Origin of the sequence: Allosphingosinicella indica (assembly GCF_900177405.1) — a bacterium.
GTDB lineage: Bacteria > Pseudomonadota > Alphaproteobacteria > Sphingomonadales > Sphingomonadaceae > Allosphingosinicella > Allosphingosinicella indica.
Window position 1 is genome coordinate 441,071 of the sequence record NZ_LT840185.1, and the last position, 17,613, is coordinate 458,683.

Annotated in this window: 22 protein-coding genes; 9 read left to right on the forward strand and 13 right to left on the reverse strand. The window is 67.3% G+C overall.

Features of this window, described 5'->3' with window-relative positions:
* Positions 1-36: 36 nt before the first annotated feature.
* Both cpdR and B9N75_RS13870 read right to left on the reverse strand, forming a co-directional pair.
* Entirely contained in the window at positions 37-414 is a 378-nt protein-coding gene (gene cpdR / locus B9N75_RS02255; protein WP_085217331.1) for a cell cycle two-component system response regulator CpdR, read from the reverse strand.
* Entirely contained in the window at positions 411-551 is a 141-nt protein-coding gene (locus tag B9N75_RS13870) for a hypothetical protein (protein WP_157123656.1), read from the reverse strand. The genes cpdR and B9N75_RS13870 overlap by 4 nt, the downstream gene beginning before the upstream one ends.
* 12 nt (positions 552-563) lie before the next feature.
* Here B9N75_RS13870 and B9N75_RS02260 point away from each other — a divergent pair, with 12 nt between their 5' ends.
* On the forward strand, positions 564-1,436 hold the full coding sequence (locus B9N75_RS02260; protein ID WP_085217332.1) for an N-formylglutamate amidohydrolase: 873 nt from the start codon (positions 564-566) through the stop codon (positions 1,434-1,436).
* A 134-nt stretch (positions 1,437-1,570) separates the two neighbouring features.
* Here B9N75_RS02260 and B9N75_RS02265 read toward each other — a convergent pair whose 3' ends face one another.
* Both B9N75_RS02265 and B9N75_RS02270 read right to left on the reverse strand, forming a co-directional pair.
* Positions 1,571-2,362, reverse strand: coding sequence for a SapC family protein (locus B9N75_RS02265; protein ID WP_085219356.1), 792 nt, complete (start codon positions 2,360-2,362; stop codon positions 1,571-1,573).
* Positions 2,363-2,442: 80 nt separating this feature from the next.
* Positions 2,443-3,891 carry an FAD-binding oxidoreductase gene (locus tag B9N75_RS02270; RefSeq protein WP_085217333.1) on the reverse strand — a complete coding sequence of 483 codons (1,449 nt, stop codon included), beginning with the start codon at positions 3,889-3,891 and terminating at the stop codon, positions 2,443-2,445.
* 86 nt (positions 3,892-3,977) lie between these two features.
* On the opposite strand from B9N75_RS02270, the gene B9N75_RS02275 reads away from it, so the two are divergent.
* The 3 genes from B9N75_RS02275 (at position 3,978) to B9N75_RS02285 (ending at position 6,093) form a co-directional block, all read left to right on the forward strand.
* Positions 3,978-4,436, forward strand: coding sequence for a hypothetical protein (locus tag B9N75_RS02275; protein WP_085217334.1), 459 nt, complete (start codon positions 3,978-3,980; stop codon positions 4,434-4,436).
* An 84-nt stretch (positions 4,437-4,520) separates the two neighbouring features.
* Complete coding sequence (locus tag B9N75_RS02280; protein WP_085217335.1) at positions 4,521-5,897, forward strand: DEAD/DEAH box helicase; 1,377 nt, start codon at positions 4,521-4,523, stop codon at positions 5,895-5,897.
* A gap of 4 nt (positions 5,898-5,901) precedes the next feature.
* Positions 5,902-6,093, forward strand: a complete 192-nt coding sequence (locus tag B9N75_RS02285; protein ID WP_085217336.1) for a DUF1289 domain-containing protein — start codon at positions 5,902-5,904, stop codon at positions 6,091-6,093.
* On the opposite strand, the gene B9N75_RS02290 is transcribed toward B9N75_RS02285, so the two are convergent.
* From B9N75_RS02290 to B9N75_RS02300, 3 genes are all read right to left on the reverse strand, one after another.
* Positions 6,090-8,549, reverse strand: coding sequence for a PhoX family protein (locus B9N75_RS02290; protein ID WP_085217337.1), 2,460 nt, complete (start codon positions 8,547-8,549; stop codon positions 6,090-6,092). The genes B9N75_RS02285 and B9N75_RS02290 overlap by 4 nt on opposite strands.
* 117 nt (positions 8,550-8,666) lie before the next feature.
* Positions 8,667-9,068 carry a GFA family protein gene (locus tag B9N75_RS02295; RefSeq protein ID WP_085217338.1) on the reverse strand — a complete coding sequence of 134 codons (402 nt, stop codon included), beginning with the start codon at positions 9,066-9,068 and terminating at the stop codon, positions 8,667-8,669.
* On the reverse strand, positions 9,065-9,502 hold the full coding sequence (locus B9N75_RS02300) for an Lrp/AsnC family transcriptional regulator (RefSeq protein WP_197685126.1): 438 nt from the start codon (positions 9,500-9,502) through the stop codon (positions 9,065-9,067). The genes B9N75_RS02295 and B9N75_RS02300 overlap by 4 nt, the downstream gene beginning before the upstream one ends.
* Before the next feature lie 77 nt (positions 9,503-9,579).
* Between B9N75_RS02300 and B9N75_RS02305 the strand changes: the two genes are divergently transcribed.
* Positions 9,580-10,236, forward strand: coding sequence for a cysteine hydrolase family protein (locus B9N75_RS02305; RefSeq protein ID WP_085217339.1), 657 nt, complete (start codon positions 9,580-9,582; stop codon positions 10,234-10,236).
* Here the strand turns inward: B9N75_RS02305 and tgt are convergent.
* The 4 genes from tgt to B9N75_RS02325 all read right to left on the reverse strand — a co-directional run bounded on the left by tgt (position 10,132) and on the right by B9N75_RS02325 (position 14,150).
* A complete protein-coding gene (gene tgt / locus B9N75_RS02310; protein WP_244552402.1) occupies positions 10,132-11,253 on the reverse strand; it encodes a tRNA guanosine(34) transglycosylase Tgt in 1,122 nt (373 codons plus the stop codon). The genes B9N75_RS02305 and tgt overlap by 105 nt on opposite strands.
* Before the next feature lie 84 nt (positions 11,254-11,337).
* Positions 11,338-12,171 carry a DUF5694 domain-containing protein gene (locus B9N75_RS02315; RefSeq protein ID WP_085217341.1) on the reverse strand — a complete coding sequence of 278 codons (834 nt, stop codon included), beginning with the start codon at positions 12,169-12,171 and terminating at the stop codon, positions 11,338-11,340.
* A 76-nt stretch (positions 12,172-12,247) separates the two neighbouring features.
* Positions 12,248-13,150 (reverse strand): bifunctional helix-turn-helix transcriptional regulator/GNAT family N-acetyltransferase, encoded by a 903-nt coding sequence (locus B9N75_RS02320; protein WP_085217342.1) that lies wholly within the window; start codon positions 13,148-13,150, stop codon positions 12,248-12,250.
* A gap of 34 nt (positions 13,151-13,184) precedes the next feature.
* Positions 13,185-14,150, reverse strand: a complete 966-nt coding sequence (locus B9N75_RS02325; protein WP_157123658.1) for a hypothetical protein — start codon at positions 14,148-14,150, stop codon at positions 13,185-13,187.
* A 132-nt stretch (positions 14,151-14,282) separates the two neighbouring features.
* Between B9N75_RS02325 and B9N75_RS02330 the strand changes: the two genes are divergently transcribed.
* The 3 genes from B9N75_RS02330 (at position 14,283) to B9N75_RS02340 (ending at position 15,993) form a co-directional block, all read left to right on the forward strand.
* On the forward strand, positions 14,283-14,756 hold the full coding sequence (locus tag B9N75_RS02330; protein ID WP_085217344.1) for a DUF2721 domain-containing protein: 474 nt from the start codon (positions 14,283-14,285) through the stop codon (positions 14,754-14,756).
* Positions 14,746-15,150 (forward strand): DUF4345 domain-containing protein, encoded by a 405-nt coding sequence (locus B9N75_RS02335; RefSeq protein ID WP_085217345.1) that lies wholly within the window; start codon positions 14,746-14,748, stop codon positions 15,148-15,150. The genes B9N75_RS02330 and B9N75_RS02335 overlap by 11 nt, the downstream gene beginning before the upstream one ends.
* Positions 15,151-15,435: 285 nt before the next feature.
* Positions 15,436-15,993: a hypothetical protein gene (locus B9N75_RS02340; RefSeq protein WP_085217346.1), complete on the forward strand. Its 558-nt coding sequence runs from the start codon at positions 15,436-15,438 to the stop codon at positions 15,991-15,993.
* Here B9N75_RS02340 and B9N75_RS02345 read toward each other — a convergent pair.
* A complete protein-coding gene (locus B9N75_RS02345; protein ID WP_157123659.1) occupies positions 15,941-16,486 on the reverse strand; it encodes a hypothetical protein in 546 nt (181 codons plus the stop codon). The genes B9N75_RS02340 and B9N75_RS02345 overlap by 53 nt on opposite strands.
* 115 nt (positions 16,487-16,601) lie before the next feature.
* Between B9N75_RS02345 and B9N75_RS02350 the strand changes: the two genes are divergently transcribed.
* Positions 16,602-16,913: a hypothetical protein gene (locus B9N75_RS02350; protein WP_085217347.1), complete on the forward strand. Its 312-nt coding sequence runs from the start codon at positions 16,602-16,604 to the stop codon at positions 16,911-16,913.
* 4 nt (positions 16,914-16,917) lie between these two features.
* Here the strand turns inward: B9N75_RS02350 and B9N75_RS02355 are convergent, their stop codons facing one another.
* A complete protein-coding gene (locus B9N75_RS02355) occupies positions 16,918-17,604 on the reverse strand; it encodes a 2OG-Fe(II) oxygenase (RefSeq protein WP_085217348.1) in 687 nt (228 codons plus the stop codon).
* Between the last annotated feature and the right edge of the window lie 9 nt (positions 17,605-17,613).

A 17,613-nucleotide genomic window follows, 5' to 3' on the forward strand; every position in this document is an offset into this window, starting at 1 on the left:
CGGGGCGGCTGGCGCGCGCAACCGGCTTTTGGCGCCTTAAAGACGGCTGTGTTGATCCTCGGTCTGGAACAGCCGGTCGACCTCGCCAACGAGATCCTTAAGGTGGAAGGGCTTGGACAGCACCTTGGCGTTGGGCGCCGCCGCGCCCGCCCGCAACGCCACGGCGGCGAAGCCGGTGATGAACATCACGCGGATCGCCGGCTGGATCACCGCCGCCTTCTGGGCAAGCTCGATCCCGTCCATCTCCGGCATCACGATATCGGTGAGCAGCAGATCGAACGCCTCACGCTCCAGAAGTGGCAGCGCGGCGGTGCCGCGATCGACGATGGTGATATGATAGCCGGACCGTTCCAGCGCCCGCGCCAGATAGGCGCGCATCGATTCGTCGTCTTCGGCCAGCAGGATCTTTATCATCGTTTCTCAACGCTCTCGAAGGCGTCCGGTGCCTCGTCCGCCGCGCCTTTCGATATGAACCAGCCGCCCGCCATTTGCCAGCGGCGGTTCGCCGCCGCCCCGCTTCGGCACGATTGCGCGGCGATGATGACCGGCATAGGAAAGACGCCGTGACGGCCGATCCCGACGACGCCCTGCCCTTCCACCGCATCGGCCCTGATCGGCCGGTTTCTCCCGTCGTTCTCTCGGTCCCCCACGCAGGCCGCAACTATTCCGAAGCGCTGCTCGCCAGCGCGCGCGTGCCGCTCGCGACGCTGGCTGCGCTCGAGGATCCGCTGGTCGACCGGCTGGCCTGGCGGGCGCAGGCTGACGGCGCGGTGGCGATCGTCGCCCGCGCGCCCCGTGCCGAGATCGATCTCAACCGCGACGAGCGCGAGGTCGATCCGGCGATGATCGTGCCGCCGCCGCCCGGTCACACATTGCTCGCCTCGGCACGCATCCGCGGCGGGCTTGGCCTCGTTCCCGCGCGGCTCGGCGGCGCGACGCTCTGGAACGCGCGCTTGTCTGCCAGTGAACTCGTCCGCCGGATCGAGACGATCCACCGCCCCTATCACGCCGCTATCGCCGGTGCGCTAGAGGCGGCGCGGCGTCGTTTCGGCGTCGCGGTGCTGATCGACTGCCATTCGATGCCGCCGCGCCGCCGCGACGATCCCGACCGCGCCGATATCGTATTGGGTGATCGCCACGGCACGAGCAGCGGCCCTGCCTATGTCGCGGCAGCCTCCGCCCAAGTGCGGCGCGCGGGCTACAGCGTCTCGCGCAATGCGCCTTATGCCGGCGGGCATATCACCGGCCGCCACGGGCGCCCGTCCGCGGATATCCACGCCTTCCAGGTCGAGATTGATCGCAGCCTCTATCTCGATGCGGCATCGCGCGAGCCGGGGCCGGGTTTCGACCGCATCGCGCAATTGCTGGGCGACATCGCGGCGGCTGTGGTCGCTCAGGCCATCGCCGACGGCGCGCTGCCGGAAGCCGCCGAATAAGCCCAAAAAGAAGCCGCCCCGTGGATATCCACGGAGCGGCCAAGGTTCAGGGAGGAACGCCCTCGAAGGGACGTAACGCGCCGAGTAAAGGGGGGAACCCGGCGGCGTCATCCTCAAGATAGGAAGGGCTTTTCTCAGTTCAAGACGGTCTCGGCCTCGTCGTTGATGACCGGGCGGACGACCTTTTCGAGACCCATCTGCTTGCCGAAAATCTCGCGGATCTGGCCGAGCGAGAAGAGGTGCGCCATCACCAGCGGCAGCAGGCCCTTCTGGTTCATCTTGCGCAGCTCGTCGCCGCGCAGATCGCGGACCTTTTCTTCCGAGACCATCTGGAAACCACGGTAAATGAACGGCTCCGGGGATCCGGTGGGCTGGATAGTTACCTCGCCATCGATCAGCAGGCCCGATTCGACCAGATCTTCCATGAAGGCGTTGGTGCGCTGCGCGGAGGTTTCGAACTCCTCGCAGAACTTCAGCACCGTATCGGTCGCCATGCTCGGCTTGCCGTCCTCGAACAGCGGCAGCCCCTCGTCATACGGGCCGACCAGGCCGCTTTCCGGATCGAAGCAGAGCGACAGCTCGTCGACGTCCGGGCGGAGCTTGGCGAGCATGAACGGATAGCGGCGGACATAGGCCGGAACGTAAATGTCCTGCTGCTTGAGGCGGCCGTCCTCGTCGACGAACACGTTGACGCCGTCGTTGAGACCCATCAGCACGATCGGCACAGGATTCTCACCGGCCGAAAAGACGATCGGGTAGAAGCGCTGCGCGGTGACGAACTCGTCGACCGTGATCGGAATGGCATGCGCATTCGTCAGGAACGGCGCCGTATCCGCAGCGCGGGTGCGGTAGTTCGCGTGGACCTGGCTGGAAAGGGGCTCGAGGCCCTTGTAGAAAAGCGGCAGTCTCGGCGGTTCGCTCGCCATGATCGTCTCCATGAGGAAGTGAGATAAGGCCCGGCGCGGGCCGAATTTCGTGCCTTGCTCCTCTATGGGTGAAGGCCGCTTTAGGCAAGGCTCCCTGCGCCGGGCGCCGGCGCGGGCGGGACGAGCTTGCCCGGGTTCATGATGCCGTGCGGATCGAGCGCCGCCTTGATCGCGCGCTGCGCCGCCAGCCGCGCCGGATCGGTAAGCCGCGCAAGCTCCGCCAGGCGCATCTGGCCGATGCCATGCTCGGCCGAGATCGATCCGCCCGCCGCTACTACGAGGTCATGGGCGTAGGAGGTGACGCGGGTGCCCTCGCTTTCTTGCCATTCCGGCCCCGCGCCCAAGGGCGCGCCGACGTTGAAATGGACGTTACCGTCGCCAAGATGTCCGAAGGCGATGACCCGCGTGCCGGGGAAGGCGCTTTCGACCGCGGCGCTGCCTTCACGCATGAAGCGCGGCATCGCCGCGACCTCGACCGAGATATCGTGCTTGGCTGCGGGACCGGCCTGCTTTTCCGCCTCGGAAATGCTGTCGCGCAACCGCCAGAAATTCTCAGCCTGCCGCTCGTTCGCCGCGATCACCGCGTCCGCGGCCAGCCCAGTGCCCAGCGCGCTGTGCAGCGCCTCATACAGCGCCTTTTCGGGCGACGGCGCGGCCATCGGCGACACCGCCTCGATCAGCACGTTCCATGCATGCGGTTCGGCGAGCGGCGCGCGGGTGCCGGGCACATGCGCCAGCACCAGATCGAGCGCGACCCGCGGCACGAGCTCGAAACTCTCCACCGCATCGCCCATCGCCGCTTCGAGCATCCGCAGCAGATCGAGCGCGGCATCCGGCGTGTCGAGCCCGATCCACGCGACACTGCGCGCACCGACCGCCGGAACCAGCCGCAGATTGGCGGCGGTGATGACGCCCAGCGTGCCCTCCCCGCCGACCAGCAGATGCTTCAGATCGTAGCCGCGATTGTCCTTCTTGAGCGCGGTGAGTCCGTTCCACACCGATCCGTCGGGCAGCACCGCTTCGATCCCCTGGATGAGGGTGCGCATCGTCCCGAACCGCAGCACCTGCGTCCCGCCGGCATTGGTCGAGGCGAGCCCGCCGATCGTCGCCGAGCCCTTGGCGCCCAGGGTGAGCGGAAACCGCCGCCCGACCTCCGCGGTCGCTGTATGGAGATCGGCGAGGATCACCCCTGCCTCGCACACCGCACTATCGGTATCGGCGTCGAGCGCGCGGATCCGGTTCATGCGGCGGAGCGACAGGATCATCGCATCGCCGCTGGCGTCCGGTGTCGCGCCCGCCGCCATCGAAGTATTGCCCCCCTGCGGCACCAGAGGCACGCGTGCTTCGGCGCAGAGCCGCACGACATCGGCCACCTCTTCGGTCGAAGCCGGCGATAGCAGCGCCGCCGCCGCGCCCTTCCAGCGCCCGCGCCAATCCTCCGCCCACGGCGCTATCGCGACAGGATCGGCGGTGAAACCCTTGGGGCCTAGGCGGGCGGAGAGGCGTTCGAGCAACGGGCTGCTGGTCATCGCATCCGCTTAGCGCAGCCGCGCCATAGAATTAATCCCCTGTTCAACCGCCCAAGCCATACACCCGCCGCGATGGAGACACGCTTGTGATCCAATGGACCGCGGCGTGGCTGCTGCTCGCGAGTGCCGCCGGTGCTCAGGACGGCGCCGCGCCCGACGATCCCCTCCGCTTCGCCCAACTGATCGTGCGCGAGCAGATCATGGTGCGCGTCCCCGTGCGTGCCCGCCCCGATCGTGCGCCGCCCAACATTGAGTGGAAGGAGAAGCGCGGCCCCAAATGCATCGCCGCGCGCGACGTCCGCGCCGCCGCGATGATGGGCCCCAACAGCGTCGATCTGGTGCTGCGCGACAACAGCCGCATCCGCGCGAAGCTGGAACGGAGCTGCCCCGCGCTCGATTATTATCACGGCTTCTACATCCGCCCCAGCGAGGACGGAAAAGTCTGCGCGGACCGCGACGCGATCCGCTCCCGCGTCGGCGGGGAATGTTCGATCGACACGTTCCGCTCCCTGAAGCCGGTGCCCCGCGACGCGACAGACGACTGAGCTTGGCTTGACATTCCCTCTCTGGCGCGCACAAGCCGGAGAGGCATTCTCGCATTTCCTTCAGCATGAGTTTTTAGCGCGCCCATGAGCTTCGCCGACCTCGGCCTTTCAGACGAACTGCTCCGCGCCGTCGGCGAGTCGGGCTACGACACCCCCACGCCGATCCAGCGCCAGGCGATCCCGTCGGTGCTGATGGGCCGGGATCTCATCGGCATCGCCCAGACCGGCACCGGCAAGACCGCGAGCTTCGTGCTGCCGATGATCGACATCTTGGCGCAGGGCCGCAGCCGCGCGCGGATGCCGCGATCGCTGATCCTGGAGCCGACCCGCGAGCTTGCCGCGCAGGTGGCCGAGAATTTCGAGAAATACGGCAAGCACCACAAGCTCTCGATGGCGCTGCTCATCGGCGGCGTGTCGATGGGCGATCAGCAGAAGGCGCTGGAAAAAGGCGTCGACGTGCTGATCGCGACGCCGGGGCGGCTCATGGACCTGTTCGGCCGCGGCAAGATTTTGCTGACCGGCTGCGGTCTGCTCGTCATCGACGAGGCGGACCGGATGCTCGATATGGGCTTCATCCCCGACATCGAGGAAATCTGCACCAAGCTGCCAGCGACGCGGCAGACCCTGCTGTTCTCCGCGACCATGCCGCCGCCGATCAAGAAGCTGGCGGACAAGTTCCTTTCCAACCCGAAGGCGATCGAGGTGTCGCGCCCGGCGACCGCCAACACGTCGATCGACCAGCGGCTGGTGCGGACCGACTCGCGCAAGAAGAAGGATGCGATCGTCGATCTGCTCCGCGCCGGTGACGTGAAGACCGCGATCATCTTCTCCAACCGCAAGACGACGGTGCGCGAGCTCGCGACCAGCCTCAAGCGCCGCGGCTTCGCGTCCGGCCAGATCCACGGCGACATGGAGCAGCCCGAGCGGCTGAAGGAGCTCGACCGGTTCAAGACCGGCGAGATCAATATCCTCGTCGCCTCCGACGTCGCCGCGCGTGGGCTCGACATCAAGGGCGTCAGCCACGTCTTCAACTATGACGTGCCGTGGCATCCCGACGATTACGTCCACCGCATCGGCCGCACCGGCCGTGCGGGTGCCACCGGCGTCGCGATCACGCTCGCGACTTCGGAGGACGCCGAGCATCTCGACGCGATCGAGAAACTGACCGGCATGAAGATTCCGGCGATGGAAGGCGCCGCCGCGAAGGCGGCGCCCGAGCCGAAGGGCGGACGCGCCGAGCGCAAGGAGAAAGCGGAGCCGAAGCGTCGCGGCGGCAAGCGCGCCCAAAGCGAGGATGCGCCCGCCGCAGCCCGCGAAGAGCCGCGTCGCGAGGAGTCGCGCCGCAGCCGCGAAGAACCGCGCCGCGCCCGCGAGGACCGCGATAGCCGTGAGCCCGCGTTGGTCGATGAAGGTTGGAACGGCCCGGTGCCGAGCTTCCTGGGCACGGGCTTCGGCCACTAAGCCAATGTCCGCGGAGGCGGTGCCCTCCCCCTGCATCCTGGTCTGCACGCTGGAGGCGGATGTCTGCCTCGGCTGCGGCCGCACGCTCGGCGAGATCGGCGAGTGGAGCAGCGCCTCCCCCGCCCGCCAGCGCGCGATCGTCGCGGCGGCGGCGGCACGGCGCGAAGCGCGCCGCCCGCCGCCTCCCGTCCGCTAGAGAGCGACCACCCCGCCGTCGTCCTTGGTGATGACGATCGTCGCCGAGCGCGGCCGCGCGGTCGAGCTGCCGCCGTTCTGGCTGTCCGGCCATGCGCTCGCGCCGGTCAGCCCCTCGCCCGGATGCTGGATATTGACGAACAGCGAGCGCCCGTCCGGCGTCGAATCGACGCCGGTGATCTCGCATTCTTTCGGCCCGACGAGGAAGCGGCGGAGGTTGGCGCCCGGCGCCTTGCCGACGATCGTCGACTGATTTCGCAGCGTTCCGTCCGCGCCCTGGTTGGTGATCGTCGCCGCGCCGCCGTCGCCGACCGCACCCGGCATCGCCGCGAGCATCATGCAATTGCTCTGATCGGTGAAGGCGCCGTCGTCGGTCTGGATCCAGACCACCGGTGAATTCTGCCCCGCCGGATTGGTCGCGCGCGAGAACCAGAGGCCGTCAGGGCTGGAGAAATCGTTGCTGGCGTCGAGCCCGGAGACGTTGACCTGCGAGGGCAGGTCCGCGCCCGCGCCAAACGCATAAATGTCCCAGGTGAAGCTCGTAGCCTCGCCATTGTCGCCGTTCTCGCGGAACCGGAGGATGTGGCCGTTGGGGTTGCCATACTGGTTGGTCGCGCCTTTGAGATCGTTGTAATGGCGCGGGTTGGCCGCATCGGTGCCGCCAAGCGGGCGACCCGACGCATTGTTGTTGGTCAGCGTGAAATAGATCTCGCCATTCTTCGGGTTCACTGCGCCCCATTCCGGCCGGTCCATCTTGGTCGCGCCGAGCAGATCGGCTGCAAGCCGCGCGTGGATCAGCACGTCGGCCTGGTCGGCGAAGGCGTAGGTGGCGTTGGCGGGGGTCAGCGGCCCCTGGCCGAACACCAGAGGCAGCCATTCGCCGCCGCCGTCGGCGTTGAACTTCGCGACGTAGAGCGTCCCGGCATCGAGATATTTGTCGCCGATCGCCAGCCGGTCCGCAGCCTGCGCATCGCCCGCGGCCCAAGGCGTCGCCGAAACGAACTTGAAGATATATTCGCCGCGCCCGTCGTCGCCGGTGTAGAAAGCCGGCTTGCGCCCGGCCGTGAACAGACCCGGCCAGCAGCCCTCATGCGCGATACGCCCGAGCGCGGTGCGCTTGCGCGGCGCTTTCGTCGGATCATAGGGGTCGATCTCGACCACCCAGCCGAACTGGTTGGGCTCGTTGCGGAAATCGCCGGTGCCGTCAGCCGGCGCAGCGGGATCGACGGTCGCGTTCCAGCGCCGGTAAACGGTGCTCGACGCATCCGACGGGCTGACGCTGGTCCAGGCGTAATTGCCCGAATTCCCCTGGTTGATGCCATAGCGGCCGAGCGCGCGGACTTCGGCCGGAGTGCGGACATTGTTGTCGCCCGCGTCGCGGCGGAAATAGAAAGCCCAATTCTCCTCGCACGTCAGGTTCGTGCCCCAGGCGGTATAGCCGTTGGCGCAATTGTTGATCGTGCCGCGGCCCTTGGTGCCGTCGGGCGAGAAGAGCGTCCTCAATTTGGCATTGCCTTTCGCGGGGCCGTGGAAGTCCATCGGCGTCAGCGGCGTGATGCGGCGGTTGAGCGCGCCGCCCTGCACATAGGACCAGGCGCCCGACGCAGCGCGTGTCACCTCGACGACGCTGACGCCGTGGCATTCCATTTCCTTCAGCGCCTCACGCTCGGGCCTCGGCGCTGGGCTCGGCGCGCCGGCGTGGAGATACTCCTGGGTGATATTCTCGTGATTCATCACCAGCAGACCACGCGTATTGTTCGCGGCATCTGGCCCGTTGCCGCTCGCGGCGAGCGGGAAATATTGCAGCGCGTCGTGATGATCGCCGGCGCGGCCGTCGAAGTCCGCATCGCTGCCGTTGTTGGCGTAGGCGCCGACGTTCGAGCGGATCGGATCGCCGAGCCGGTAAAGCACGGTGACGTTATAGCCCGCGGGCACGACCACCTTGTCGGCCAGACTCTTGGCGACCGCATCGAAGCCGAGCCGCGCAGGGGTCACGGTGATGACCGTCTCATCGCTCGCGGTGCGGCCGTCGGCCGACGTCGCGGTGAAGCGGAAGGTGAGCGCGGCCTGCTCGGCGACGCCCGGCGCGATGAAGCTCACCGCGCGCGTGTCGGCATTGGCGAGCGTCACGGTCGGGCCGGAAACCTGCTCCCACTTCACACTCTGCGTTTCCGCATCCACCGTGCCGGTGATCGTCACCGGCCGGCCCGCGCTCGTCTGCCCGTCCTGCCCGGCGGAGACCTGGAGCGGCGCATCGGGCGCATCGCTGTCCGAGCAGGCCGCGAGCAGGCTGGTCGAGAGCGTCGCGACGGTGAGCGCCGCAACGCCGCTGAACATCGTCTGGCGGCGCGAATAGCGCGCGGCGGCGATGCTGGAGAAGGTCGGGTTGTCGGACGTGTTGGTGTCCACGTCGCCGTCGGAATAGCCGGTCGCGTAGAAAGTGATGTCGCTGCTCATGATGGCCCCGCTTGCGTTGATCCGCGGGTGCTATGGGCCTGGCCTGTGGCAGCGCGCCGACGCCGCGATGGCAGATGCAAGTCGCGGCCGTGACGGCAATATTGCAGCGGGAACGCGCTACATGCGGACGATCGGCGCCCCCGTGTCGATGGTGATCCACGGCCGTCCCTGATCCTCGTAGACGGTGACGTCGGGCCGCGGGAAATCACTCTCGCCGAACGCGCCGGCGGCGATCGAGATCATGCCGGGGCGCCGCTCTATCTCCCAGAACAGCGTGGTGCCGCAGGTTGGGCAGAAGCTGCTGCGCGACCAGAAACCTTCGTCGCTGGATCGCGTCCAGTCGCGGCTCTCGCCGGCGATCGTCACCGCCTCGCGCAGGTAGGTCGCGTTGAGGCTGAAGGCGCTGCCCGTCCGCCGCTGGCAGGCGAAGCAGAAGCACACCGACTTGCGCTCCGGCTCGCCCCGGCATGTCGCCGTCAGCGCGCCGCAACTGCAGGTGGCGATATGCGTGTCACTCATCCGACATGCCTTTCCAGAACGATGTGGGTCAGCACTTCGCCGATCCCGGGAACCGCTGCAATGGCGGCGCGCGCGCGCTCGATGTCGGCGACGCTTTCGCCGTCGATGCGGACGAGCAAATCGTTCGGCCCGGCGATCGCGTGGGCGAGCGCGACGGATGGGATCGACCGCAAGCGCGGCACGACATCGGCGCAGCGCTTTCCCGGCACGAAGCGGACCATCAGATAGGCCGATTGCGCCGCGGCGGCATTACCCTCGATCGTCGTGTAACCGGTGATTGCGCCCGATGCGGAGAGCTTGGCGATGCGATCCTGCGTGGCGCTCCGCGACAGGCCGAGGTCGCGGGCGAGCGCCACCACCGAACGCCGCGCGTCGCGGCGCAGCAGCGTCATCAGCAGCCTGTCCTTGTCGTCCACGCGCGCTCCCACCGGCATTTTGCCGGTCCTTCCGGCATCATGCCCAATGAAACCGGCAGAAGGAACGGGATAAGTCGCGCCCAGGGAGATTTGCCATGATCACGATAACCGACCGCACGGTGCTGCTGCCCATCGACATGCAACAGGCGTTCGACGCCGACCCGTGGCCGCGCCGCTGGAACGACCGCGTGGACGAAAACGGCCTGGCGCTGCTCGACGAATGGCGCGCCCTGGGGCGGCCGATAATCCACGTCCGCCACGATTCGGTCGCGCCCGGAGCCACGCTGGCGCCTGGCGCGCCGGGCAATGTGGCGCGCCCCGGCTTCGCACCGCTGCCCGGCGAACCGCTGGTATCGAAAAGCGTCAATTCCGCCTTCATCGGCACCGATCTCGATCTGCGCCTGCGCAGGATTGGCGCGGAGAGCATTCTCGCCTTCGGCATCGCGACCGACATGTGCGTCTCCACGACTATCCGCACCGGCGCGAACATGGGGTGGACGATGATCCTTGCCGAGGATGCGTGCGACTGCTTCGATCTGCCGGATCCGCGCGGCGGGATCATCGCCGCGGAGGACGTCCACGCCGCACATGTCGCGACTTTGGGCTATGAATTCTGCGGCGTGGTGCGGACGGCGGACGTGACGCGATCATCGCCCGCCGCGATAGCGGGCGCGAAACTGGTCCGCCCAGGCGGTGAGCCGGCTCTCCGCGATCGCATCGCGGAGACCCGCCATGAGCTGCTGGTAGAATGAGATGTTGTGCTCGGTCATCAGCATCGCGCCCAATATCTCGCCCGACCGAACGAGATGGTGGAGATAGGCGCGGCTCCAAGTCGCGCAGACCGGGCAGGCGCAGTCCGCGTCGATCGGCGCGGCGTCCTCGGCGAATTTCGCGTTGCGGATGTTGATCGGGCCGGACCAGGTGAAGGCCTGCCCCGTTCGCCCGCTGCGTGTCGGCAGCACGCAATCGAACATGTCGATGCCGCGCTCGACCGCACCCACGATATCGTCGGGCTTGCCGACCCCCATCAGATAACGCGGGCGATCGGCCGGGAGCTGGCCGGGCGCGAAATCGAGGCAGCCGAACATCGCCTCCTGCCCCTCGCCCACCGCAAGCCCGCCGACCGCATAGCCGTCGAAACCGATGTCGATCAGTGCGTCCGCCGAAGCGCGGCGCCAGCCCTCGTCGAGACCGCCCTGCTGAATGCCGAACAGCGCGCCTTCATTGCCGAGCGCGTCGAACGCCACGCGCGATCGCCGCGCCCAGCGCGTCGATCGTTCCATCGCCGCCTGCTGAGCATCCGCCGTGTCGGTCGTCTTCACGAGCTGATCGAACGCCATCACGATGTCTGAGCCGAGGAGCGTCTGGATCTCCATCGATCGCTCGGGGCTCAACATATAGCGGCTGCCATCGAGATGGCTGGCGAAGGCCACGCCTTCCTCGCTGACCTTGGTGAGTTCGCTGAGGCTCATCACCTGATAGCCGCCGCTGTCGGTCAGTATCGGCCGATCCCAGCCCATGAAGCGGTGCAGCCCGCCCAGCTTCGCCACCCGTTCGGCGCCGGGGCGGAGCATCAGGTGATAGGTGTTGCCCAGGATGATGTCGGCGCCTGCCGCGCGGACGTCCGCCGGCTTCATCGCCTTCACCGTCGCCGCGGTGCCGACCGGCATGAACGCGGGCGTGCGGATCTCGCCGCGGCGCATCGCGATCGTGCCGGTGCGCGCCGCGCCGTCGGTCGCACGGATCGAAAAGGAAAAACGCTCGGCCAAGCTCTCGTCCTTCCGGCCAAGGCCGGAGTCTCCCTGATGGGTGATGCAGCGGAACGTCCGCATTCGCCGGAATGGCCGACAGCGTCAATCCGGGCAGCGCTTCCACCCATCACGCGGCGAGGCCGGCAAGTAAGCCAGGGTCTCGGCCACCGCAAACGTGCCCGCCTCACGGGCCTGTTGATCGAGCAGATATCCGTGCCCGGCGCCGTAAATCGCGATCACCCGCGCTTCCGGATCTTGGGCCAGCGCAGTGAGATTATTGAGGATGCGCAGGTTGCGCGCATACCAGCCGCCGACCCAATTCGCGCCGGGGTTGGCCGCATTGTCCCCCATTGTCGCAATCTCATAATAGGGACGCTGCATCTTCGCGCGCGCATCGGGCGTGTTGAGCTGCCGGACCCATGCCGAAATCGGCGTGCACGCCATCAGCCTCGCCCGATCATCGGCCTCGGCCTGTTGCTCACGGACGCGCCTGTCCCAATCCGCACCGCGGCCATGCGATTTCGCCCATGCGACGAAATCATAGTCGGCATCCGGGCCGGGGAATTCGTCGTTCCAGTCTACCGCGTCGACGCGCGACAGGCCGAGCTTGGCGGCTAGGCGAAGGCCGATCTGATCGACTTCGTCCGGCCTGAGCTTGTAGCGGCCGGCCCGATAATCGGCGTAGCGTTGGTCCAGCTTTTCCTGCGCGCCGACGGGCCACTCCACCGCAACCCGCGTCGGACGGAAGGCGGCGAGCCGCGCGACCAGCTCCTCGATTTCGCGCTGGCGATCCGGTGTCGTCACATCCTCGACCCGAATATTGACGATGTCCTGCCCCGGATTGCCGAAATGCGGCATGCCGACGACCAGCAGCGCCGGGCTGGCCTGCGCACTGGCGGATGCCGCGATGGTCAGCGCCAGTCCGATGACAGCCATATGTTGCATCCAAACCTCCCTGTGTATTATTGTTATAATACACCGTTCGGTGGACGTCAAACGCTGTCTTGCAGGGCTAAAGCACCATCTCCCAGATTTCGCCCTGTTCGGGCTTGCCGAACGTGTCGTGCGTCTCGACCTTGACGATCTCCATGCCCGCCGCCGCATAAAGCCGCCGCGCGCTTTCCAGCACCGAATGGGTCCAGAGGCTGAGCCGAGCATAGCCGGCCGCCCGCGCGAATTTCACGCATTCGTCGACCAGCGCGGCGCCGATGCCGAGCCCGCGCGTCCACGGCTCGACATAGAGCAGCCGGAGCTTCGCGACATCGCCGCCGCCATCGACCACGAACACCGATCCCGCCATCACGCTGCCGCGCTCGGCCACCCAGCATTGCTCGCGACCCGGCTTGAAATTGCGCAGGAAACCGGTGGTGATCTCGCCCTCCAGCACCTCCATGCCGCGGCCCCAGCCCCAGCCTTCGGCATAGAGGATCGACTGGCGCGCCGCGATCATGCCCATATCACCGACGCGGAAGGTGCGGATCGACCAGTCGGGCGCGCTGCCGCCGAGCAAAGCTTCCACCGTCTTCAGCGCGCCGACCAGCGCCGCCCGGTCGGTCTCGCCGAGATGCGCGATCCGCTGCTCGACTTCGCCGCGCGTCGTCCGGTCGAGTGCGTCGAACGCCGCGCGGCCCTCCGCCGTGATCGCGATGGGCCGCGCCCGCCCGTCCGCGCCGCGCCGCCGCGCGATCCAGCCGCGCGTTTCGAACCGGCGCAACATGCGGCTGACATAGCCCGCATCGAGCCCCAATTCGTCCTGCAACGTCCGCGCCAGCACCGCGTCGCGATGCGCGATCTCGTAGAGCAGCCGCGCTTCCGCCAGCGACAGCTCACTGTGCATGTAATGCGCATCGAGCGCGCCGGAGAAGCGCGTGTGGAAGCGGTTGAAAGCGCGCAGCGCGACGACGGCATCGGTCATGCCGAGAAGATGCCATAACGGTTGCCGTCGTCAACTAGTTTGCTGACGGGCTTTTCGCCGCGCGCGCCAATAGCGCTTCGACCGTTTCCGGTGTTTCGGCGAACGCGTGGCGTTGCCAGCCGGGAACGAGCCGATCGATCACTAGAAATGCAGCCAGGCCTTCGTCCTGCGTCCAGAAGCGGCCGCCCCTGCGGACTTCGGGCAGCAATAGATCCTCAGGCACCGCCCCGCCCTCAGGATCGGCGAGCCACGCATAGCTCACCCACTGGCCGATCCCTTCCATCGTCAGGAATATTTCGTCGAGCGGCGCCCATTTCGCCTGGTCTCCGGTGAAGAAGCGGGCGCGCCGCGCGCGCATCTTAGCCAAGGCCTCACCGGCCAGGTGCCGCGCTTGCCCATCGTCGGGTGCCCGCGCCGCCGCAAACAGCAAATCGCGCTCTTCCTCATAGGCCGCGACATAGTTGGCATTGTCCTTGAACGCCTCCTGCAGCGAATCGTCGCTCAGATCATCGGGCAAGCCGTAGGTCTCGGTGAGTTCCGCGAGCCGCGGGGTAACGAAGTAAAATTGATAGGTGTGCATCATCTCGTGAAGCAGCACGCCGTCCATCAACCGCTCGAGGCCGAGCTTGCTCTTCACGCCTTGGGCGCGCCACACGCTGGGCAGCGCCATCACGAAATAGCCCGGCGACGTTGTCGTCTCGGGCGCCGCGAAAGAGATCGTTCCAACCGGAACCTCACCGCCGTCGGGCAGCGTCACCGTGCCGCCATGTCTCTTGGCGCTGAAACGCAGCGCGGTGCGGCCCGGCGGGGCGACGTAACTGCACGCCGCATCGAACATCACCACGGTCGGCAGCGCCCGGTCGGCAAGCTGCAATTTCTCGCCTGACACCTTGCCGAAATTGTCCAGCGCTCGCTCGGCCCATAGCCGGTCCACCGGGTTCATGACGCATTGCGGCGCCGGCGATGCCAGCGCCAAAGCGGCCGCAATCATCATGCTCATCGATTGCCTCCCGTGCCGCGCCTTTGCCCGCCGCCCCGCGGTTCGCGAGTCCGTTGCGGCGAGGGCAACCTAGCGCACGTCGAAAGTGCAGCGCGATTGACGGCGGCGCGGCTTCGCCGCAGGACGCCCGCCATGTATCCCGCCGACATCGACGCGATCGTGCGTATCATCCAGCTTGCCATCGCCCCGGTGTTCCTGCTGGTTGGCACCGCGAGCTTGCTCAACGTGATGGTCGCGCGGCTGGCACGGATCGTCGATCGTGTGCGGTCGCTCGAGCGCCATCTCTCCGAGGGATGCAGCGACGAGGAGCGTCGGCGGGAGCTCGGTGAGCTGGCGATCCTTTCACGCCGCATGACCATCTGCCAGAACGCCATCGCAGCCTGTACTCTTTCCGCGGTGCTGGTGTGCGTCACGGTGATCGTCCTGTTCCTCGCCAGCATCATGACGCTGAATTTCACCGTGCCGGTCGCGCTGCTGTTCATTGCGGTGATGATCGCGCTTACCGTCGGGCTGCTGCTGTTCTTCGTCGAAGTGTCGATCTCCGCCCGCGCCGTCCGCGTCCGCGAGGATTATATCCGCGAAGGCCGCGCACCTCATGCGCGCTGACAGCGAAAAGCGCCTCCTCCAGATCACTGTCGCAGCCGCGTGCCTGGTGCCGCTGCTGGCCGGCGGCGCAGGCATCCTCCGCAGCGCGGAGATCCTCCCTGGCGTCGCCGCGCCGCTGCCGATCGATCTCGACAGCCACTTTCGCTACCTCTCCGGCTTGTTGTTCGGCATCGGTATCGCCTTCGCGTTCGCGATCCCGAGGATCGAGCGCAACGGCGCATTGGTGCGGGCACTCGGCCTCATCGTCGTCGCCGGCGGCCTCGCCCGCCTCGTTTCGCTGATCCAGCACGGCCCGCCGGGCAGCGGCCATATATTCGGACTGGTGATGGAGCTGGGCGTGGTGCCTGCGATCATGCTCTGGCAGGCGCGCGTCGCGCGGCGGTTCGGCCGCTAGAACCCAAGTACCCAAATGTGTTGAAGGGCCGCCGGGCGGGATGCCCGACGACCCTCCTAACATGGTCAGCGGCCGGAAGCTCCAGCCCGGAAGACCTGACGCGAAGGCCTAGGCCTTCATCTCCCGAACGAGCAGAACCGACCTCTTAGCTGAACCATGAGACATCGGATCACCTCCTTTCGCTGTTGAACAGAACCCGACTATGAGTCGTGCGGACTCGCCAAACAAGACTTGAACTCAATTATTTTGCGGCTAGGATTCCATGCTTCGCGCCGAGGTGGGGCTGTGCGACTTTCCATCCTTGCGACGCTCTTCCTTCTAACGGCTTGTGCCGGGACGACCGACGAAGTCCTCCCGGTCGCGCGCGACATCCGCGGCGTCTCCTACGTCCAGTCGGCATCGATTACCGTCACCGACATGGCGCGGCCTTCGGTCGCCAGGCTCGATGCCATTGCGAGCGGCAAAGCCACGGGCCCGGCATCGTCCAACTTCCGTGCGCTGCTCCACGACATGATCCTACGCGAAGTTGGTCAGGAGCGGGGCCGCCCCATCGCTCTGACGGTCGAGATCGACGACTTGAAGGTCACGAACTTTGGCGGCGCGCTCCTTGGCAGCAGCGATCGCATGGCCGGAACCGTCTTCCTGTACGATCCCGCGACCGGAGCCTCGCTGGGGCAGCTTTATATCGACGTCACCAGCCGCAGCCCGGGTCTGCTCGGGGCGGCGCTGCGCGGCAGCGGGGTACGAGAGCAGATGGTTTCCCGCTTCGTACGGCGGCTGAGCGACGCGCTCAGCCCCGGCAATCCTCGATCACCCGGTCAGGCTCCGGCCAGGCGGGAATGACGAGCATCGGACGGCCCGGCACCTCCACCGTGTAGCGTCCGCGGCTGAACGCCATTTCGTCGAGCAAGCGATCGCGCGGCTGCACCGTGGTGCCGACTTCCGGGAGCGGCCCCGGAACCGGCGACAACGCCAGGTTGCGCGCGCCGAAGGATGTGCGGACGGTCATCACATTGCCGGTGGTCTCACCGGCGCGCGACAGGACGACCTGCCGGCGCTGGAGATCACAGCGCACTGCGAATTGCGCTTCGCTCGCCGAGGGGCCGAACAGCGCGATGCTGCTCCCGCCTTCGTTGCGATAGGTCCAGGCACCCGGCGTCAGCGGCATGTCGCGCCAGTCGGTCGCTGCAGGCGGCGGCTCTGGCAAAGGCGGCGGGGGCGGCGGCGGTTCCTGCGTGGGCGGCGGGGGCGGCGCGGGCTCGCGCGACGGCACGCAGCCCACCACCACCGTCAGCGCGGCGAGCAAGCCGTAAAAGCCGATCCTGCGCATGATCATATGTTGACGCCTTTCTCCTGTCGCACAGCCCATGCCCGCTCGACAGGCGCGAGGGCAACCCCTCCACAGCGACGATCCGCTGGACGGAATGCAGCACACGGCTAAGGATGGCCGGATGCGCACGATGCTTTTCCTCGCCCCATTTGTGCTGATCGCCGGCTGCGCCAAGCCGCTCGAGGGGCGCGTTGCCGAACAATTGGTCGCCGGCGGCCTGTCCGAGCCGGTCGCCCGCTGCATGGCGCAGCGCTGGACCGATCGCCTCAGCGTCCTTCAGCTCCGCCGCATCGCCGCCACCGCCGATGCCATGAAGAATGCCGAAGGGCGCATCACCCTCGCCCGCTTCGTCACCGCCATCCAGCAAATGGACGATCCCGAGATCAAGGTCGTCGTCACACGATCCGCCGCGATCTGCGCGTTGACCGCCTGACGGCTCAGGCCGCGTCGTGGAATATTATACCGAGCGTGAAGCGCAGCCCGCTCCGCAGCCGGCTGACGCCGTGCCGCATCTGGCGGCGGTGCCAGCCGCGGCTGCCCTGCACCGGCCGCTCGCGCACCGGGAACACCACCGCATCACCTAGCCCGAGCGGCACCACCTCGGCGCGAGACTGCATCCGCGGCCGCTGCTCGGTCAGCACGAACTCGCCGCCGGTGAAATCCGCGCCCGGCTCTGAAAGGAGCACCGCGACCTGCAGCGGGAAGACATGGGCGCCGTAGACATCCTGGTGCAGCGCATTCCAGTCCCCCGCCTCGTAGCGCAGAATCAGCGGCGTCGGACGCACCTGCCCCGCCGCATGGCAGCGCGCGAGAAAATCCGCATGCGCTTCGGGATAGCGCGCATCGCTGCCCAGTAGCTCCGCCCAGCGATTGGCGATCGCGGCCAGCGGCGGATAGAGGCCTGCCCGCAATGCCGCGACCAGATCGGGCAACGGGTAAGTGAAGTAACGGTAGGTGCCACGCCCATAGCCGTACCGCCCCATCACTACCTCGCTGCGATAATCGCTGGTCGCCCAGCCCTCGCGTAGCACCGTGCATTCGCCAGCGCTCAAGAGGCCGGGAAGAATCGCGCAGCCGTGCGCGTCGAGGTCGGCTTCAGCTTTGGCCCAATCGATGTCTTCCATCAGCAAGCC

Excerpts from the sequence above, each read along its gene's own strand:
- B9N75_RS02335 (WP_085217345.1), top strand. The coding sequence starts at position 14,746 with ATGCGCGCTGACAGCGAAAAGCGCCTCCTCCAGATCACTGTCGCAGCC.
- cpdR (WP_085217331.1), bottom strand. The coding sequence starts at position 414 with ATGATAAAGATCCTGCTGGCCGAAGACGACGAATCGATGCGCGCCTAT.
- B9N75_RS02315 (WP_085217341.1), bottom strand. The coding sequence starts at position 12,171 with ATGGCTGTCATCGGACTGGCGCTGACCATCGCGGCATCCGCCAGTGCG.
- B9N75_RS02320 (WP_085217342.1), bottom strand. The coding sequence starts at position 13,150 with ATGACCGATGCCGTCGTCGCGCTGCGCGCTTTCAACCGCTTCCACACG.
- B9N75_RS02295 (WP_085217338.1), bottom strand. The coding sequence starts at position 9,068 with ATGAGTGACACGCATATCGCCACCTGCAGTTGCGGCGCGCTGACGGCG.
- B9N75_RS02325 (WP_157123658.1), bottom strand. The coding sequence starts at position 14,150 with ATGAGCATGATGATTGCGGCCGCTTTGGCGCTGGCATCGCCGGCGCCG.
- B9N75_RS02345 (WP_157123659.1), bottom strand. The coding sequence starts at position 16,486 with ATGATCATGCGCAGGATCGGCTTTTACGGCTTGCTCGCCGCGCTGACG.
- B9N75_RS02270 (WP_085217333.1), bottom strand. The coding sequence starts at position 3,891 with ATGACCAGCAGCCCGTTGCTCGAACGCCTCTCCGCCCGCCTAGGCCCC.
- B9N75_RS13870 (WP_157123656.1), bottom strand. The coding sequence starts at position 551 with ATGCCGGTCATCATCGCCGCGCAATCGTGCCGAAGCGGGGCGGCGGCG.
- B9N75_RS02305 (WP_085217339.1), top strand. The coding sequence starts at position 9,580 with ATGATCACGATAACCGACCGCACGGTGCTGCTGCCCATCGACATGCAA.
- B9N75_RS02280 (WP_085217335.1), top strand. The coding sequence starts at position 4,521 with ATGAGCTTCGCCGACCTCGGCCTTTCAGACGAACTGCTCCGCGCCGTC.
- B9N75_RS02265 (WP_085219356.1), bottom strand. The coding sequence starts at position 2,362 with ATGGCGAGCGAACCGCCGAGACTGCCGCTTTTCTACAAGGGCCTCGAG.
- B9N75_RS02350 (WP_085217347.1), top strand. The coding sequence starts at position 16,602 with ATGCGCACGATGCTTTTCCTCGCCCCATTTGTGCTGATCGCCGGCTGC.
- B9N75_RS02290 (WP_085217337.1), bottom strand. The coding sequence starts at position 8,549 with ATGAGCAGCGACATCACTTTCTACGCGACCGGCTATTCCGACGGCGAC.
- B9N75_RS02300 (WP_197685126.1), bottom strand. The coding sequence starts at position 9,502 with ATGCCGGTGGGAGCGCGCGTGGACGACAAGGACAGGCTGCTGATGACG.
- B9N75_RS02330 (WP_085217344.1), top strand. The coding sequence starts at position 14,283 with ATGTATCCCGCCGACATCGACGCGATCGTGCGTATCATCCAGCTTGCC.
- B9N75_RS02355 (WP_085217348.1), bottom strand. The coding sequence starts at position 17,604 with ATGGAAGACATCGATTGGGCCAAAGCTGAAGCCGACCTCGACGCGCAC.
- B9N75_RS02285 (WP_085217336.1), top strand. The coding sequence starts at position 5,902 with ATGTCCGCGGAGGCGGTGCCCTCCCCCTGCATCCTGGTCTGCACGCTG.